Annotated in this window: 13 protein-coding genes; 4 read left to right on the top strand and 9 right to left on the bottom strand. The window is 63.4% G+C overall.

The annotated features are described in order from the left end of the window. Positions 1-60: 60 nt before the first annotated feature. Positions 61-1,335: a transposase gene (locus P0648_RS18690; RefSeq protein ID WP_277506394.1), complete on the bottom strand. Its 1,275-nt coding sequence runs from the start codon at positions 1,333-1,335 to the stop codon at positions 61-63. Between the two features lie 179 nt (positions 1,336-1,514). After that, entirely contained in the window at positions 1,515-2,507 is a 993-nt protein-coding gene (locus tag P0648_RS18685) for a helix-turn-helix domain-containing protein (RefSeq protein WP_277506392.1), read from the bottom strand. Positions 2,508-2,730: 223 nt separating this feature from the next. On the opposite strand from P0648_RS18685, the gene ppc reads away from it, so the two are divergent. Then, the gene (gene ppc, locus P0648_RS18680; protein WP_277506391.1) at positions 2,731-5,469 is read left to right on the top strand and encodes a phosphoenolpyruvate carboxylase; all 2,739 of its coding nucleotides are present in this window, start codon (positions 2,731-2,733) and stop codon (positions 5,467-5,469) included. A 26-nt stretch (positions 5,470-5,495) separates the two neighbouring features. On the opposite strand, the gene gfo6 is transcribed toward ppc, so the two are convergent. Next, on the bottom strand, positions 5,496-6,572 hold the full coding sequence (gene gfo6 / locus P0648_RS18675; RefSeq protein ID WP_277506390.1) for a D-xylose 1-dehydrogenase Gfo6: 1,077 nt from the start codon (positions 6,570-6,572) through the stop codon (positions 5,496-5,498). 75 nt (positions 6,573-6,647) lie between these two features. On the opposite strand from gfo6, the gene dgoD reads away from it, so the two are divergent. The 3 genes from dgoD (at position 6,648) to P0648_RS18660 (ending at position 10,473) form a co-directional block, all read left to right on the top strand. Continuing rightward, positions 6,648-7,802 carry a galactonate dehydratase gene (dgoD, locus tag P0648_RS18670; protein WP_277506389.1) on the top strand — a complete coding sequence of 385 codons (1,155 nt, stop codon included), beginning with the start codon at positions 6,648-6,650 and terminating at the stop codon, positions 7,800-7,802. Positions 7,803-7,973: 171 nt separating this feature from the next. Continuing rightward, a complete protein-coding gene (locus P0648_RS18665) occupies positions 7,974-9,782 on the top strand; it encodes an SLC13 family permease (RefSeq protein ID WP_369685699.1) in 1,809 nt (602 codons plus the stop codon). 61 nt (positions 9,783-9,843) lie between these two features. Further along, entirely contained in the window at positions 9,844-10,473 is a 630-nt protein-coding gene (locus tag P0648_RS18660; protein ID WP_277506386.1) for a rhomboid family intramembrane serine protease, read from the top strand. A gap of 1 nt (position 10,474) precedes the next feature. Here P0648_RS18660 and P0648_RS18655 read toward each other — a convergent pair whose 3' ends face one another. The 6 genes from P0648_RS18655 to P0648_RS18630 all read right to left on the bottom strand — a co-directional run bounded on the left by P0648_RS18655 (position 10,475) and on the right by P0648_RS18630 (position 16,161). Then, positions 10,475-10,939 carry a GNAT family N-acetyltransferase gene (locus P0648_RS18655; RefSeq protein WP_277506385.1) on the bottom strand — a complete coding sequence of 155 codons (465 nt, stop codon included), beginning with the start codon at positions 10,937-10,939 and terminating at the stop codon, positions 10,475-10,477. Between the two features lie 76 nt (positions 10,940-11,015). Then, entirely contained in the window at positions 11,016-11,519 is a 504-nt protein-coding gene (locus P0648_RS18650) for an Lrp/AsnC family transcriptional regulator (RefSeq protein WP_277506384.1), read from the bottom strand. A gap of 95 nt (positions 11,520-11,614) precedes the next feature. Beyond that, on the bottom strand, positions 11,615-12,403 hold the full coding sequence (locus tag P0648_RS18645) for a carbon-nitrogen hydrolase family protein (RefSeq protein WP_277506383.1): 789 nt from the start codon (positions 12,401-12,403) through the stop codon (positions 11,615-11,617). Further along, positions 12,400-13,197 (bottom strand): enoyl-CoA hydratase/isomerase family protein, encoded by a 798-nt coding sequence (locus tag P0648_RS18640; protein WP_277506382.1) that lies wholly within the window; start codon positions 13,195-13,197, stop codon positions 12,400-12,402. Before P0648_RS18640 ends, P0648_RS18645 begins: the two co-directional genes overlap by 4 nt. Continuing rightward, on the bottom strand, positions 13,190-15,358 hold the full coding sequence (locus P0648_RS18635) for an acetate--CoA ligase family protein (protein ID WP_277506380.1): 2,169 nt from the start codon (positions 15,356-15,358) through the stop codon (positions 13,190-13,192). Before P0648_RS18635 ends, P0648_RS18640 begins: the two co-directional genes overlap by 8 nt. A gap of 2 nt (positions 15,359-15,360) precedes the next feature. After that, positions 15,361-16,161, bottom strand: a complete 801-nt coding sequence (locus P0648_RS18630; protein WP_277506379.1) for an enoyl-CoA hydratase/isomerase family protein — start codon at positions 16,159-16,161, stop codon at positions 15,361-15,363. Positions 16,162-16,295: the final 134 nt, after the last annotated feature.

Here is a 16,295-nt window from a genome sequence, read left to right as displayed (position 1 = left end):
ACATCCTCCCGCGCCTGAAGACGCGGGAATCCCACGGCACCGCACCGCTGGGTTGGGATATTAAGGTTCGCGGTTCACGACCTGTTCTCGTGGGGCGAAAACGCCCTCACTACGGTCGAACAGGTGAACCGCAGGCTGTGCCAACCAGCCGTTATCCCTATCACCGCCATCCGTGGCGAGACTCGGGAGTACCTTTTGCCGAATGTTCTCCGCACCGTTCACGTCAGCGTTCGCAACCGTCTCGCACTTCTCGCACACGTACAGGCCACGTTCAACTCGCTGGTTGTCATCGGTGTGACCGCACGCCGAACACGACTTCGACGTATCGCGTTCCGACACCACCTCAACGTCGATGCCCTCGGCTTCCACCTTGTAGTCGAGTAGCGTCGTGAAGCGGTCGAACGCCCACCCGTGTAAGTCGAGATTACCGTGGTCACCCCAATTCCGAGGTTCGCCATTTTCATCGTCTTCTCGGATACCGCCGAGGTCGCCAACAACGAGTTTACCGACACCCCGTTCGACGCACTCCTCTACGATTGCTTTCGAGAGGGCGTGCAAGAAGTGTGTCCGGCGGCCCGTTCGCTTCCGGTCAAGACGAGTGGCTTCACGGGACGAGGAATCGTCGCACTCAGCTTTCTTCTTCGTGAAGTAGTATTCGTCCTCTTTGAGTGCGCCACCCGGATACAACAACGACTCACCGCCGAACGAGACGGTGGCGAAGTTGCAAATCCCGAGGTCAACACCAGCCACCTCGCCGCCCGGCGGTTCCGGGTCGATAGTGGTGCGACAGACGAATTGAAGCCGCCACTCGTCGCGCTTGTAGACGGCGCGAACCTGTTGAATGTCCCACTCGGTCAGGTCAAGGTCCGGGCGCGTCTCATACTCGCACAGAATGAAGTCTGAACGGTGTTCTTTCAGGTTGCGGCCTTTCGAGAGGCGAACGCGGGTGAACTGTGCGTCGTGTTTGAAGCCAGCCGCTTTGAACGACACAGTTGAACGCGGGTGGGAGTCGCCGGTTTTTCGGTAGCCGGGCGGTCGGGCACGGTTGTCGCCGTTTCGACGCTTGCCGAACCAGCCGTTGAACGCTTCAGCGAGTTCTTCGAGAACGCGCTGACTGGATTGCGAATGCAAGTCCGTGTAGCGTTCGTGGCGTTTGAGTTCGGCTTTGAGTTCCCCGTCATCGGGAATCTCGCCCGTTTCATCCCACTGTTCTTGCGTGTAGTAGCGACCGACGTTCCAGAGTTTTGAGGCGGCCCATCCGAGTTGGTCGAGGTCGTCACGAACCTGTTGCTGGTTCGGTATCGTTGCCTCGAAGGTTCGGATGGTTCGACCCATTTTCTGGCTTCATAACCGGTTATGGACGCCGTTTTCTCAATAGTATTGATTGGCGTGGAATATCCAGCCGTGTCATCGACGGTGGAATATGGAGGAATTGTCGGATTCATCCTGGCCCTAAAGGGTCAGGTATTCTCCTCGATTCTGTATAATCTCGCGGTCGTTTCGCTACTCGCACATTACCCGGCGTCACCTGCGACCGTAGACGGCGTGTCTGCGGTTCGGGTGGTGTCTTCGACCTGCAATTTTTCGTCGATGGTCACCGCCAGCGTCTCATCGTCGAGCAAGATACGAACCGTGACGCGAAGTGGGTCTGTGGTGACGATGGTCGCGTACTCGCGGCTCGACGCCGGAACGCACCACGGGAGCGTCCAGAGTGGTTCTGCAATCAGGTCTCGGCCGTGGTCGCGGAAGAACTCGACGACGGCTGGTTCGAACAGCAGCGTCTCGCCCATCGTCAGGTAGTACCAGACGTCACAGTGTTCGCACTCGTAGACGACGCCGGGGCCGTGGATGGCGTCCATTGTTTCTGGAATCTTCACGTGCAGGATGTCCGCTGGCAGCGGGTCGGTAGGGCCGAGAACGGTTCGCCGATTCGTCCCGGTACAGCCCGGACAGACGCCGCTCATCGAGAGAAAATAGCTCGCTCGAATCCGTCGGTCGCTCGCCGCGAGCACCTCCGCCGGTGTTCGCCCGACGAGGCCCCCTGGCGAGAACACGGACAGGTAGTGAAGCAAGTTGCAATCCACACAGTTCACGAGGGCGAGTTCCTCCTCGTAGCGCGCCGAGAGTCCGCCGCCGCAGGCGACGCACGTTCCGTCGACGGGGAAGGGCGGAATCGTCGGGTTGTCGGTGAACGACCCTGCGGTGATGGCGCGGACGACCTGTGCGCCGGCCTGATTGATGTGAAAGCCCTCTGCGGTGCGTTCGGCGAAGTTCGGGATGAGTTTGCCGAGGTGGTAGTTGAACTGTGACCCGTCGCGCATTCCCACGCGCTTTCTGAGTTCGGTGAAGGTGAGCGGGCGGTTTTTCGCCGCGAGCAACTCCTGGAGGATGGCGAGGCGCGTCTCGTTACCGATGATTTTGAACGCCTCAGTCGGGTTGAGGTGTTCGCCCTCTCTGCGATTCCCTACGTGTCCCTGTCCTTTCGCACCCCTCCTCTCTCCTGGCATCTACGTACTATGACGCCGAGTCGCGGCAAAACCTTGCGTCCTCACTGCCCTGACAGTCAGGCTCCGGAGAGCGGAACGCCACCCGTTGGCGACTGGTTGAACAATCGCGAAAACTATCACGAATTTTCGCCAATCGCCCAATTGTTCACGCTTTTTCCTCCCAAACCCCGATATTTGCCACCGTCGGGGCACCTAAGTATGTTATGTGTGAACAACGTTCGAGATGGGTGCGCTACACGCCAGAGACGTCGAACAGGACGTTCGCGAACTCGGTGCCCTACTCGGCAACGTGCTCGCAGCACAGGCTTCCGAAGCAGCCTTCGAAACCGTCGAATCGGTCCGCAAACAGTCGATTTCCTACCGCCGCGGTGACGCTGAGACGCGAACGGCGCTCACGGAGACGCTCACAGACCTCCCGGCCGCCCGTGCGGGAGAGGTGGTGCGAGCGTTCACCACCTACTTCGAACTGGTGAACCTCGCAGAGGAGCGCGAACGCGCCCGCGCCGTCCGCGAAGCCGAACAGGACGGGACGCCAGCCGACTCGCTCGCGGCGGCCGTCGAGTCGCTCGTCGCCGCGGACGTAGACAGCGAAACGGTCCAGCGCCTGCTCGACGATACGCTGATTCAACCCACCTTTACCGCCCACCCGACCGAGGCGCGCAGGAAGACGGTGAAGGCGAAACTGCGCTCGGTCGCCGGCGACCTGAAGACACTTGACGAACAGCGACTCACCGACGCCGAACGCGAGCGCGTCGAACGGTCGATTCGTGCAGAGGTCACGAGCCTCTGGCAGACGCCGCAGGTGCGCGACCGTCGCCCGGAGGTCGCAGACGAGGCGCGAAACGTCCAGTGGTACCTCGAAAACGTCCTCTTTGACGTGGTCGGCGACGTGTACGACCAGCTGGACGCCGCGCTCGCAGCCCACTACCCTGACGTCACCGTCCCGAAACTGTTCGAATTCCGGTCGTGGGCGGGGTCGGACCGCGACGGCAACCCTTACGTCACCCCCGAGGTGACCGCTGAAACGCTCTCACGCCAGCGGTCGGTCGTCCTCGCGCGCTACCGTGGCGAACTGAAGCAGATCTCCGGCGTCCTCAGCCAGGACGCCGGGATGATGGGCGTCGGCGACGCCGTCTACCGGCGCATCGACACGCACGCGGCGGCCCTGCCGTACGTCGCCGAGGCGGCGAAGGAACGCTACCCCGACGAACCCTACCGGCAGTTGCTCAAACTCATGCGCGAGCGCATCGTCCGGGTGGACGACGTGCGACCCGGTGGGTACGTGGACGCCCGCGCACTCAGACGCGACCTCGAAGTGCTGGCTGCGGACCTGCGTGAAAACGGTGCAGAGAGCGTCGCCGCTGCCCACGTCGACCCGCTCGTCCGGCAGGTCACCACCTTCGGATTCACGCTCGCGAGCCTCGACTTGCGCGACCACCAGGAGAATCACACGCAGGCAGTCACCGAGGCGCTCGCCCGTGAGGGACTCGACTACGAATCGCTCGACGAGGACGAGCGCGTGGACCTGCTCACAGAGGCCATCCTCCAAGACGAACCACTCATCGACGTGGACGCGACCGATGACCTCTCTGAAACCGCAGAAAAGGTACTTACCCTGTTCGCGAACACTGCCGAGTGGCAGCGCCAATACGGCGAGGACGCCATCGACACCTATTGCATCAGCATGTGCGAGGAGCCGAGCCACGCCCTCGAAGTGCTGTTCCTCGCAGACCAGGCGGGAGTCGCGGACCTGCCCGGCCACTGTGGACTCGACGTGGTTCCACTGCTCGAAACCGAGTACGCCCTCTCCGGAGCGCGACGCATCATGGGGACGCTGTTCGAAAACGAAGCCTACGCCGCTGCCCTCGAGGCCAGAGGCGCGTCGAGTGGAGCCACCGAGTCCCCAGCTCAGGACTCGACCCGCGGCGTCCAGGAAATCATGCTCGGCTACTCAGATTCGAACAAGGAAAACGGCTATCTCGCCGCCCGGTGGTCGCTCTACCGCAACCAGAAACGCCTCGCCCGAATCTGCGACGATTACGACATCGAGATGCGCCTGTTCCACGGTCGCGGGGGGTCAATCTCCCGTGGGGGCGGCCCGATGAACGACGCGCTGCTCGCGTTGCCTCCCAAGACGGTGACCGGCCAGGTGAAGTTCACCGAACAGGGCGAGTCCATCGCCGAAAAGTACGCGAACCCGGAAATCGCTCGGCGAAACGTCGAACAGATGTTGAACGCCCAGTTACGCGCCCGCCATCGGGCGCTCGAATACGACGCGGAGACGGTTCCAGATGGCTGGCACGAGACGATGGAGACGGCAGCAGACGTCGCCCGCGACGCCTACCGCTCGCTGCTCGCGACCGACGGCTTCGTCCAGTATCTCGAACAGGCGACCCCCATCACCGTCATCGAGGAGTTGAACCTCGGGTCGCGGCCCGCTTCCCGGTCGGGCGAACGCACGGTCGAAGACCTGCGGGCGATTCCGTGGGTGTTCTCGTGGACGCAGACGCGGTGTATCCTCCCGGGCTGGTACTCGCTGGCCGCGGGACTGAACGCCGCCCTCGAAACAACCGACATTGAGACGTTCCAGGAGATGTACGACTCGTGGCCGTTCTTCCGGACGATGCTCGACAACGCCGCGCTCGCTCTCGCCCGGACCGACATGGACATCGCCCGTGAGTACGCCGCACTCGCAGAGGACGACCTGCAGGAACGGGTGTTCGGCCCAATCGTCGGGGAGTACGAGGCGACCGTCGAACTGGTGCTTCGGATTACGGGCCGCGACTCGCTCGTCGACCGCGAGTGGCTCGTAGAGAACTTAGACCGTCGGAATCCTTACGTGGACCCGCTCAACCTCATCCAGTCTGACCTGCTCGGGCGCGAGGACCTCTCGGCCGCGGAACGACGGACGCTCAGACTCACGGTGAAAGGCATCGCTGCGGGGATGAAGAACACGGGGTAAGTTCTCACCGCCACCTGGCGAGCGAGTCAGCGAGTCGCCACTCGGACGAACGCGCCGCTTTCTATCGAGTCGTAGAGCGCCGAAAGCGCGTACATATCGACGAGTCCGTGCGCGCCGTCCGCCTCCGGGTCGCGCCCCGATAGCAGGCAGTCTGCGAAGTAGGCGAATTCCTCTTCCATTTCGTCTACCTGCGGTGCGTCGAAGGACACCTCCCGACCGTTTCGGGCGACCGAGAGGCCACACTCCATGTGGAAGGCGGGTTCGAGGCGAATCCGGCCCTCGGTGCCAGTAATTTCGAGAAACGAGTCGTTGTAGGCGTGCTGGCTGGTGGTACACGCACCGAGCGTGCCGTCGTCGAATCGGAGATTGAAGGCCGCCCGCTCGTCGGGCACGTCGTCGAACGCCTCGTGGGTTGAGTCGGCCATCGCGCTCACTTCGACGGGGTCGGCACCGAGTAGGAACCGGGCGGTGTTCAACGAGTAGATGCCGAGGTCCATGAGCGACGTGCCGTAGCCAGTCAACTCGGGATCGAGTCGCCACTGGTTGGAGTTCGGAATCATCTCCAGGAGGCGCTGGGAATTGTGGCTGCGGACGAATACGGGATCGCCAATGAATCCCTCGCGGAGGAGTTCTCGCGCCCGCCGAACCGCGGGTTCGGTGTGCATCCGGTAGGCAATCATGAGCGTCACGCCTTCGCGCTCGCAGGTGGCGACGAGTTCTTCGGCCCGTTCGGCGGTCGCTTCCATCGGTTTCTCACAGAGGACGGCCTTCCCCAGCCGGGCAGCGGTTTCGACGTAGGGCAGGTGTAGCGCGTTCGGGGTCGCAACGTAGACCGCGTCGTAGGCATCGGCGTGGTCGCCGTCGTGGAACTCGTCGTAGCTCATCGCATGAGAGACGTCGTTTTCGGCCGCCACGTCCGCCGCCTTCTCGCGGGTGCTGCTCACGACCACCGTCGTCTCGCAGGCGTCGGTGGCTTCGATGGCCGGAATCGCCTTGTCCACGGTCCACCAGCCGAGACCGAGGAGGGCGAAGCGAACGGTTCCGTCGGCCCCAGTCTCCCAGTCGCGGGCGGTGAAGTCGTCCAGAGCGGTGGCAACGTCCATGTCTTTCCCTATCACGCTCGGTCCCTAAGTGTTGGCCGTCGGTAGGTATTTGGGCGACTAGTGGGAGTTCGTAGCATGCCAGAGATTCACGACTACGAACTGTACGAAGTACCGCCGCGCTGGCTGTTCTTGCGCCTCGAAACGAGCGACGGCCTCGTCGGGTGGGGCGAACCCGTCGTCGAGGGCCGAGCGAAGACGGTGCGGGCGGCCGTGGAAGAACTCCTCGATACGTACCTCCTGGGCGAGGACCCCGCGACCATCGAGGACCATTGGCAAACGATGTATCGCGGGGGGTTCTACCGCGGTGGCCCGGTGTTGATGTCGGCGATTGCGGGCATCGACCAGGCGCTCTGGGACATCAAGGGAAAACGATTCGGCGCGCCCGTCTACGACCTGCTCGGCGGCCCGGTCCGCGAGAAGGTCAGAGTCTACCAGTGGATCGGCGGCGACGAACCTGCGGACGTGGGCGAACAAGCCGCGAAAAAGGTCGAAAACGGCCTCACCGCGGTGAAGATGAACGCGACCCCCGAACTGGAGCGCATCGACACGCCCGCAGCCATCTCCGACGCGGTCGACCGCATCGCGGAGGTCCGGGAGACGGTCGGTTCCGAGGTGGGCATCGGGGTGGACTTCCACGGGCGAGTCTCGAAACCGATGGCCAAACGCCTCGCCGCCGCGCTCGAACCCTACGACCCGATGTTCGTCGAGGAACCACTGCTCGCAGAACACAACGACGCGCTCGAATCACTCGCTGTCCACACCACGACGCCAATCGCGACGGGGGAGCGAATGTACTCTCGGTGGGACTTCAAGGAACTCCTCCACGACGGGCACGTAGACGTCATCCAGCCTGACCTCTCGCACGCCGGGGGGATTACCGAGGTCCACAAAATCGCGGCCATGGCTGAGGCCTACGACGTGGCGCTCGCGCCCCACTGCCCGCTCGGCCCCATCGCGCTCGCCTCGTGCATTCAGGTGGACGCCTGCGCGCCGAACGCGTTCATCCAGGAACAGAGCCTCGACATCCACTACAACGAGACGAACGACGTGCTCGACTACCTCGCCGACCCGAGCGCCTTCGCCTTCGACGACGGGTTCGTCTCGCTGCCCGAAGGCCCGGGTCTCGGCGTCGAAATCGACGAGGAATACGTCGCAGAACGCGCAGAACAGGCGGTCGACTGGCACAGTCCGGTCTGGCGACACGCAGACGGCAGCGTCGCCGAGTGGTAACGAGCGAAGCAGGTCGACAGACTGAAGCGCGCGGCGGCGTCCACTCGACGAGTGGTGGGCAGACGCGTCGATGCCAGCCTTTTTCCCTGCCAACCCCGTTCGGTCGGTATGTTCTTCTCTGCTGCTTGGCTGGTAGCCCAGACTGCCGCTCCCGCTGGGGTGACGATCGACATGCTCGTCGTCTTCGTGGTGATTCTCCTCGCCCTCTTTCTGTTCGCGACCGAGTGGTTCCCAATCGACGTCACCGCCATTCTCATAATGGTCACGTTGATGGTGCTCGAACCGTGGACCCAAATCTCCGCACAGGAGGGGATTTCGGGCTTTTCGAGCCCAGCGACCATCACCGTGCTGGCGATGCTCATCTTGAGTACGGGCATCAACCGGACGGGCATCGTCCAGCTCATCGGTCGAAAGATGTCCGAGTTCGCCGGCACCGACCAGCGCAAGCAACTCGCGGCGACCATCGGCGTCACCGGCCCCGTCTCCGGGTTCATCAACAACACGCCGGTCGTCGCCATCCTCGTCCCGGTCATCGCCGACCTCGCGCACAAGGGAAAGACGTCGCCGTCGAAACTGCTCATGCCCCTCTCGTTCGCGTCGATGTTCGGCGGGATGCTCACACTCATCGGAACGTCCACGAACATCCTCGCAAGCGACATCTCCGCCCGACTCGGGGCGGAATCGCCCGAGTCCGGCCTGCACGCCTTTGGCATGTTCGAGTTCACGCAACTCGGCATCGTCGTCTTCGCCGTCGGGGCGCTCTACCTCATGACGGTCGGCGTCTGGTTGCTCCCAAAGCGCGTCCCCGCAGAGGAGGACCTCGTAGAGGAGTACGCCCTCCAGGAGTACCTTGCGGACGTCATGGTTCCGGAAAACTCCTCTCTCATCGGGCAGACCGTAGAGGAGGCGCTGGGGGCCGATGCCCTCGATATCGACGTCCTCGAGTTGATTCGCTACGGTGAACGTTTCGCAGAGCCGCTTGCCCGCAAGGAAATACACGAAAACGACACGCTGCGCGTCCGGACGAACCGCGATACTTTAGAGGAAATCATGGATGCAGAGGGGCTTCGCTTCGTGGGCGGTCCTCGGTCCCAAGACGACCTCGATCCCGGCGACGAGGAGCCTGTCCTCGTCGAAGTGGTCATCCCCTCGGGGTCGTTCCTCGTCGGCGAAACCCTCGCCAGTTCGACGTTCCGCCAGCGCTATGACGCGAACGTCCTCGCATTCCGAAGTCGCGGGAAGGTCGTCCGCGACCGATTCGAAGACATCCACATTCGCGTCGGCGACACGCTACTCGTCCAAGCCCCACCAGACAGCCTCACCCGGCTCGTCCAGAACGAGGACTTCATCGTCGCCCACGAGTTCGACGACGTCGAGTACCGAACGGAGAAGATTCCGTTCGCCATCGCCATCATCGCCGGCGTCGTTGGCCTGCCCGCCCTCGACATCCTGCCCATCGTCGTCTCCGCGCTTGGCGGCGTGGCCGCGATGATTCTCTCAGGTGTGCTCAAACCGAACGAACTCTACCAGTCCGTCGAGTGGAACGTCATCTTCCTGCTCGCGGGCGTCATCCCGCTCGGCATCGCCCTCCAGCAGACGGGAGCCGCCGCCCTGCTCGGGAGTGCGGTCGCCTCGACGGCCGCGTTTCTTCCCGCGATTGGCGTCCTCTGGATACTCTACATTGCAACGGGACTGCTCACGAGCGTCATCAGCAATAACGCAAGCGTGGTGTTGATGATTCCCGTCGCCGCCACGGCCGCCCAGTCAATTGGGGCGAACGCCTTCGCGTTCGTCCTCGGCGTGACGTTCGCCGCCTCGACGGCGTTCATGACGCCCGTTGGCTACCAGACCAACCTGTTCGTCTACGGGCCCGGTGGCTACCGCTTCTCCGACTTTATCCGCGTGGGAGCACCGTTGCAGTTGCTCCTCTCTGTCGTGACGGTGGTCGGGATTGCCTTCTTCTGGGGCATCCGCGTCTAACGCGCTTCTCTGAATCGAGACGAACCGTTTTGGCGCTGTGTGACCGAGTAACTGGTATCCCGTGTCCTCGCCTGCGCACCAGCCCGCCCGACGCAACAACTCGTCTCTGAGCGCCACGTTCTTTGGAAACCCCGTCGTCGAGACGCTCGTCGCGATGACCGTCGTGACCTTCCTCACGTGGGTGAGTTTTTTCACTGGCCTCGGCGGGTTGTTCGTCCTCGCCCAACCGCTGCTCAATCCACCGTGGGCGCTCGTCACGAGCGTCTACGCTCACGCGGGCGTTGGCCACCTCATCTCGAACGCCATCATCGTCGTTCTCGCGGGGAGTCTCGTCGCGTGGTCCACGACCCGCCTGCGCTTTCACGCGTTTTTCGTCACGACGGGCGCGCTCGCCGGCGTCGCAGAAGTGCTCATCTCCGGTCTGCTCGGCCAGCCAACGGCCGTCCTGGGCGCGAGCGGCGCGGCCTTCGCGCTCGTCGGCTACGTCCTCGCGGCGAATCCCGCCTCGACCGTGCTGTTCGACCGCCTCAACCTCCCACCTCGCGTGCTGGTCGTGCTCGTCGCGGCCGCTGGCCTCGTCCTGACGTTCCTCTTCAGTGCTCCCGGGAGTGCGCTCATCGCCCACCTCATGGGCGCGATGCTCGGCCTCGTCGCCGGCAGAATGCGCCTGCTTCGCGTTCCGAAACGGTAACTCAGCGGCGTTCCGCGTACGACACCTGCTTTTCCTCGAATCCGAGGTTTTCGTAGAACTCGCGGGCTGGTTCGTTGTCCCACTCGGCGGAGACGGTGATGTAGTCGCAGTCCTCGGCGTCGGCGACGGCCCGCGCCTTCTCGACGAGTGCCGTGCCGAAGCCCTCGCCTCGGTGGCCCTCCTTGACGTAGAGGTCAACAATCGAGAGAAACGCGCCAAGACGCCGCGAGGATCGCACGCCGGTTTCGACGAGGATGTAGGCGACGTCCTCGCCATCCGCTTCGAGGAGGAATACACGGTGAGTGTCGTTTTTCAACAGTCGTCGAAACCCGTTCTCTGCATGCTCTCCGGCGTCCGCTCGCAGGTGGTTTAGCTCGGAGTACGCCTCCATCTCCTCGGCGAGTGGCACCCAGAACTCCGTGGCGATGAACGCTGCGTCCCCCACGTCCGCCTCTCGAATCTCCATAGGGTGGCTTACTCGAATCTTGAGTTAAGTGTTCGGCCCGCTCATCTCCCGAACTTCCTCGGCTTTCGGTCGGTCACTACGGCAGGTCGAAAATCTGGGCGAGGTCGGCCTCGTCGTAGTTGATGAGGAGGCGGTCTTCGTTCTTGAAGGTGCGAAGCACGATATTCGTGTTCGAGTTCTCGACGCCTTCGGTCTGGATGATTGCCTCCATCAGTCGCTGAAGGTGTTCGTGGTCGCGAACCCGCGAGAGGACGTAGAAAGACATCTCGCCGAGCATGAAAAACACCCGCTGGACGCCCGAGAGGTTCCCGAGCGTCTCTGCGATTTCCTCGTAGCCCGGGCCATCGTAATCGGCGTCGATGCGCGTGATGGCCGTCAGTTCGAGGCCGAGGGCCTGCGGGTCGAGTTGCGAAATTTTCCCTTTGAGAATTCCCTTCTCGCGGTACTTCTCCAGTCGGTAGTAGATAGTCGAGGTGCTCACCTCGAGTTCCTCGCTCACGTCGTCTACGTCGATTTCACCCTGTTCGTCCAGCAATCTGAGAATCTGGAAGTCCACATCGTCGAGCGTGACTTCAGCCATACAGACGACTTGGCAACTGGTACATTAATAGGTTGGCTTCCTTCCAATCTTTGAAGCTGGAATTTGGAACTCTCACAAATCTCCTGTCGCGTGGCTCAGTCGATGCGGAGGGACGCGTCGTCCGTGGGGCGGTCCTCGCGCAGCGGATTTCGGTCGCGTTCTGCCGCCACGACGCCCGGGTGGAGGGTGACGCGGGCTTGCCCCGCCGCGTCACCGAGTTCGACGATTCTCGCCCCGTCGGGTTCGATGACCGTACTCTTCCCACAGAAGGTGTTTCCGGCCTCCGTCCCGGTGCGATTGCACCCGACGACGTAGGCCCCGTTTTCGACGGCCCGCGCGGGGAGCAGTCGCTGCCAGTCGCGCTCCATCTGGGCGGTCCACGCCGAAATATTGACGACGAGGTCGCACTCGGCGCGGGCGAGGGCGGCACTCGCCTCAGGGAAGGTGAGGTCGTAGCAAATCTGGACGCCGACGCGCCCGAACGGCGCGTCCACCGCGAGGTACTCGTCGCCGGGAGTGAACACTTCTCGTTCGCCGCCCCAGCAGTGGCGTTTGTCGTATCGCGCCCGCACCGACCCGTCGGCCGCGAGCCAGACGGCGCTGTTGTAGACGGCCCCATCTTCGAAAACGGGCATCCCGAACAACACCTCTACGTCGGCCGCCCTCGCCGCCTCGCCGAGACGCTCCGTCGTCGGTCCCGGCACTGGCTCCGCCACGTCCGCGAGCTGGTCGAAGACGTGGTAGCCCGTCGTCGCGAGTTCGGGGAAGACCACGAGGTCGGCGTCGGCGCGGTCGATGGCCCGCTCCATCCGCGAGAGCGTCTTCTCGTCGGCCGGCCCGAGGCTGGCGTCGAACTGGACGACGCTGACCGTGAACTGCTTCATCGCCCCTCGAACTCCGGTTCGCGCTTCTCCTGGAATGCGGCGACCGCCTCCTGATGGTCGAACGTTTGCGAGCAGACACGCTGGGCGCGGGTTGCTGCCGTGAACGCAGCCTCCAGGTCGCCGTCGAAACTTTCGTTGACCAGTCGCTTGCTCTTGCCGAGCGCGACGGGTGGTTGGCTCGCCAGTTCCCTCGCGAATGCGTGGGCGGAATCGAGGAGGTCGTCGTCCTCGACACACTCGCGGGCGAGGTCCCACGCGACGACTTCCTCACCCTGCAGCTTTCGCCCCGTGAAGATGAGTTCCTTTGCCCGTGCCTCGCCGATGAGTCGAGGCAGGAGGAACGCCCCACCGTCGCCGGGAACGAACCCCACGTCGATGAACGTCTCGCCGATGACGCCCGACTCGCCGACGACGCGGAAATCACAGGCGAGGGCAGTGTCACACCCCGCACCGAGGGCGTAGCCGTTCACCGCGGCGACGACGGGCGTCTCGATGCTTCGGAGCGTTCGCACGACGTTCTGAAACAGGCCGAGGCCCGCCTCGTAGTCGGCGAAATCCATCTCCGGGGTCAGGGGCATATCGTTCAGGTCCACCCCCGCACAGAACCCCTTGCCTGCCCCCGTGAGGACGATTGCCCGTACCTCGTCGTTCGCGTCGAGGGTCTCGAACACCTCGACCGCGCCCCGAAGGAGGGCCTCGTTGTAGGCGTTCATCGCATCGGGCCGGTCGTAGGTTACGCAAGCGACGTATTCTGAGAGTCGTTCGACCTGAATTGGTGCGTCAGTTTCAATCATTGCTGATTCCCTCCAGAGAAGCGGTCGGCTTAGAACCCCCACGCGTCCCGTCTCGGAGGCTGATTGCGGCATCCACGATTTCGACGCCCTCCGCATCCGCAAACACGGGATTCAAGTCCAGTTCCTCGACTGTGGGATTCGCTTCGATGAAGGCCGAGACAGATAGCAACAGGTCGATGACGGCCTCGCGGTTCACGGGTGGGTTGCCCCGCGCTCCGTCGAGCAGCTCCTGGGCGTCGAGGTCGGCGAGCATGTCGCGGGCGTCGCGTTCGGTGAGTGGAAGCGCCCGAAACGCCACGTCCTCCATCACTTCGACGAACACGCCCCCGATACCGACCATCGCGACGGGACCGAACTGGGCATCGTCCACAACGCCGACGATGAGTTCGACGCCCGCTTCCCGCATCGGCGAGACGAGCACGCCCTCCACGTCGGCGTCCGGGTCATAGTCGTCGGCCGCCTCGCGTACCTGTTCGAACGCCTCTTCGGCACGCTCGGTATCCACGTCAAGCGCAACGCCGCCCGCGTCCGACTTGTGGACGATGTCGGGGGAGACGATTTTCATGGCGACGGAGCCGTCGAACGAGTCGGCCGCCTCGCGCGCTTCTGCCCGGGTTGTCGCCAGTTCGAACGGCGTCACGGGGAGCGAAGCCGCGTCGAGGGCCTGTTTCGAGGTGAATTCTGAGAGCTGACCGCTTGCCGTTTCCGTCAGTGTCACCCCGTCGGTCGTCTGCTCGAAGCGGAAATCGCTCTTCGACGCTACGGCGTCCACGTGTGCGCCGTACTCGGCGAGCGCTGCGACGCTTCCTGTCGCGACGTCGAGCGATTCGACGACTGGAATGCCCCCGTCGCGGAGGATTTGGTGGGGTTCGGTGTCGAAGCCTTCGTAGGCGCTCTGGACGACGATTGGCGTTCCTTCAGTTGCTGCGAGCGCGACGAGGTCGTCTGCGACTTCGACTTCGACCTTGGTGTACTGTTCTGCGAACCGAATACCGTAGCCGCCGAACAGCCCGGACATGAGCAGCACGTCCACGTTCGGGTCGCTGACGAGGGCCTCCGCGCACTCGTAGAACACGCGCTGGTCGTCGTCGGTGCCTCCGGCCACATCCACCGGATTGACCACGCTGGCCGCCGCGGGCAGAATTTCGCGGAGTTTCGCATTGGTCTCCTCGGTGAGGTCGGGAACCGAGAGGCCACGGTCGGCGAGTGAATCGGCGGCGAGCGTGGCGTGCCCGCCGCCGTCTGCGAGGATGGCGACGTTCGGGCCGTCTGCCGGTGGTTGGGAGGAGACGGCGTTCGCCACCGAGAGGAGTTCGTCAGAGCGTTCGACGCTCAACACGCCAGCCTGTTCGAAGACGGCGTCCGCGACGGCGCTGTTGCCAGCGAGCGACCCGGTGTGCGAGGAGGCAGATTGCTTGCCAACCGCAGAGCGCCCGCTTTTGAGCGCGACGATGGGCGTCTCACGGGTGACCTTGTGAGCGGCTTCGAGGAACGCTCGCCCGTCGCTCAGCCCTTCGACGTAGCAGACGATGGCGTCGGTTTTCGCGTCCGCGTTCAGGAAATCGAGGTACTCGTGGAACTTGAGGTCGGCTTCGTTACCGACGCCGACGTAGTGGCTGTAGCCCACCCCGTCGCGGGAGGCAGCCTCCGTGAACAGTGAGATTGCCATGTTCCCGCTCTGACAGAGCAGGGCGAGGCTGCCCTCGGGGACGACGTCCGTCCCGACGAGGTTCAGCCCCTGATGGACGTTTATCATCCCGGACGTGTTCGGCCCGATGAGTCGGATGTCGTGTTCACGGGCGAGTGAGACGATTTCCGATTCGAGTGCTTCGCCGTCTTCGCCCGATTCGCCGAAGCCGACGGCGATGACCACCGCGCCAGCGAGGTCGGTCTCAGCACAGTCTTCGAGCACGGTCGGGACGATGTGTGCGGGCGTGACGATGAGCGCGAGGTCAACCCGAGCCGGGATGGCAGAGACGGTTTCGAAGACGGGCAGGCTGCGAATCTCCTCGGCGCTCGGGTTGACGGGGTAGATATCCCCCTCGTATCCGCCTTGCTGGAGCGTCTCGATGGCCTGGTAGCCGCGTTTAGTCTCGTCGGTGGAGGCTCCAACGACGGCGACCGACTGCGGATTCAAAATGCGGTCGATGTCTTCGGCCACGATTACTCCCCCACGAACTGCGGCTCTCTGTCTTCGGCGAACGCGTCGACGCCCTCTTGCCAGTCGTCCGTGCCCATACAGGCGAGCAGGGCCTCTGCCTCTGCGGTGAGCATGTCGTCGCGTGACGTGGTGGTGACTCGGCCAAACTGAGATTTGGCGAACTGCATCGGAATCGGGGCATTTCCGGCGAGATTCTCGGCGAGGTCGGTGACCTCAGCTTCCAGGTCGGCCTCGGGAATCGACCGAGTGACGACGCCCTCGGCTGCGGCTTCCTCACCGGTGAGCGTCGCCGCGGAAAGGACGAGTTCTTTCGCCCGTGCGGGGCCGACTCGCTGGGCGAGCGTGTAGGTGACGCCGCCGCCGACGTAGGTGCCGATGCTCACCTCGGGCAAGCGCAGTTCCGCCTCGGCTTCCATCAGGATGAAGTCGGCGCTGAGGGCGAGTTCTGCGCCCGCCCCGATGGCGTAGCCCTGCACCTTCGCGACGATGGGCAGGGGATGGGTCTGGATGGCTTCGCAGGCGTCCTGTGCCCGCCAGACGTACTCGCGGCGCTCCTTCGCAGAGCGTTCTTCGTCGTCGTGATTCTGCATGTCCGCCCCGGCGCAAAACGCCCGTCCTTCGCCTTCGAGAACGACGACGCGAGCAGCGTCCTCGCGGGCCTGTTCGAGGCCAGCTTCGATGCCCGCGTACAGGTCGGGGGTGACCGCGTTGAGTCGGTCCGGACGGTTCAACCGGATGCGAGCGACGTGGCCGTCGATGTCATAGACGACCGGGTCGTCGGTCGTCGAATCGGCTCGTGTCATGGTGGTGTGTTGGCTAAACTCTGTGAACTCAGCCACATAAGCTTTTGCAGATTCCTAATCTGAGACTCGAAATTAGAAATACATACAAAATTTATCGCGAATTTATAGAATTTTCTGGGATAGATTCTTATAGG

This window comes from Haladaptatus sp. DYSN1 (assembly GCF_029489995.1).
GTDB lineage: Archaea > Halobacteriota > Halobacteria > Halobacteriales > Halococcaceae > QDMS2.
The sequence above is the reverse complement of the archived record's forward strand: the minus strand, read 5'-3'. Positions and strand labels throughout refer to the sequence as shown.

What these genes read in the sequence shown, in the direction of transcription:
- dgoD (WP_277506389.1), top strand. Translation starts at nt 6,648, where the DNA reads ATGCCAGAGATTCACGACTACGAACTGTACGAAGTACCGCCGCGCTGG.
- P0648_RS18665 (WP_369685699.1), top strand. Translation starts at nt 7,974, where the DNA reads ATGCTCGTCGTCTTCGTGGTGATTCTCCTCGCCCTCTTTCTGTTCGCG.
- P0648_RS18655 (WP_277506385.1), bottom strand. Translation starts at nt 10,939, where the DNA reads ATGGAGATTCGAGAGGCGGACGTGGGGGACGCAGCGTTCATCGCCACG.
- P0648_RS18640 (WP_277506382.1), bottom strand. Translation starts at nt 13,197, where the DNA reads ATGATTGAAACTGACGCACCAATTCAGGTCGAACGACTCTCAGAATAC.
- gfo6 (WP_277506390.1), bottom strand. Translation starts at nt 6,572, where the DNA reads ATGGACGTTGCCACCGCTCTGGACGACTTCACCGCCCGCGACTGGGAG.
- P0648_RS18645 (WP_277506383.1), bottom strand. Translation starts at nt 12,403, where the DNA reads ATGAAGCAGTTCACGGTCAGCGTCGTCCAGTTCGACGCCAGCCTCGGG.
- P0648_RS18685 (WP_277506392.1), bottom strand. Translation starts at nt 2,507, where the DNA reads ATGCCAGGAGAGAGGAGGGGTGCGAAAGGACAGGGACACGTAGGGAAT.
- P0648_RS18630 (WP_277506379.1), bottom strand. Translation starts at nt 16,161, where the DNA reads ATGACACGAGCCGATTCGACGACCGACGACCCGGTCGTCTATGACATC.
- ppc (WP_277506391.1), top strand. Translation starts at nt 2,731, where the DNA reads ATGGGTGCGCTACACGCCAGAGACGTCGAACAGGACGTTCGCGAACTC.
- P0648_RS18650 (WP_277506384.1), bottom strand. Translation starts at nt 11,519, where the DNA reads ATGGCTGAAGTCACGCTCGACGATGTGGACTTCCAGATTCTCAGATTG.
- P0648_RS18690 (WP_277506394.1), bottom strand. Translation starts at nt 1,335, where the DNA reads ATGGGTCGAACCATCCGAACCTTCGAGGCAACGATACCGAACCAGCAA.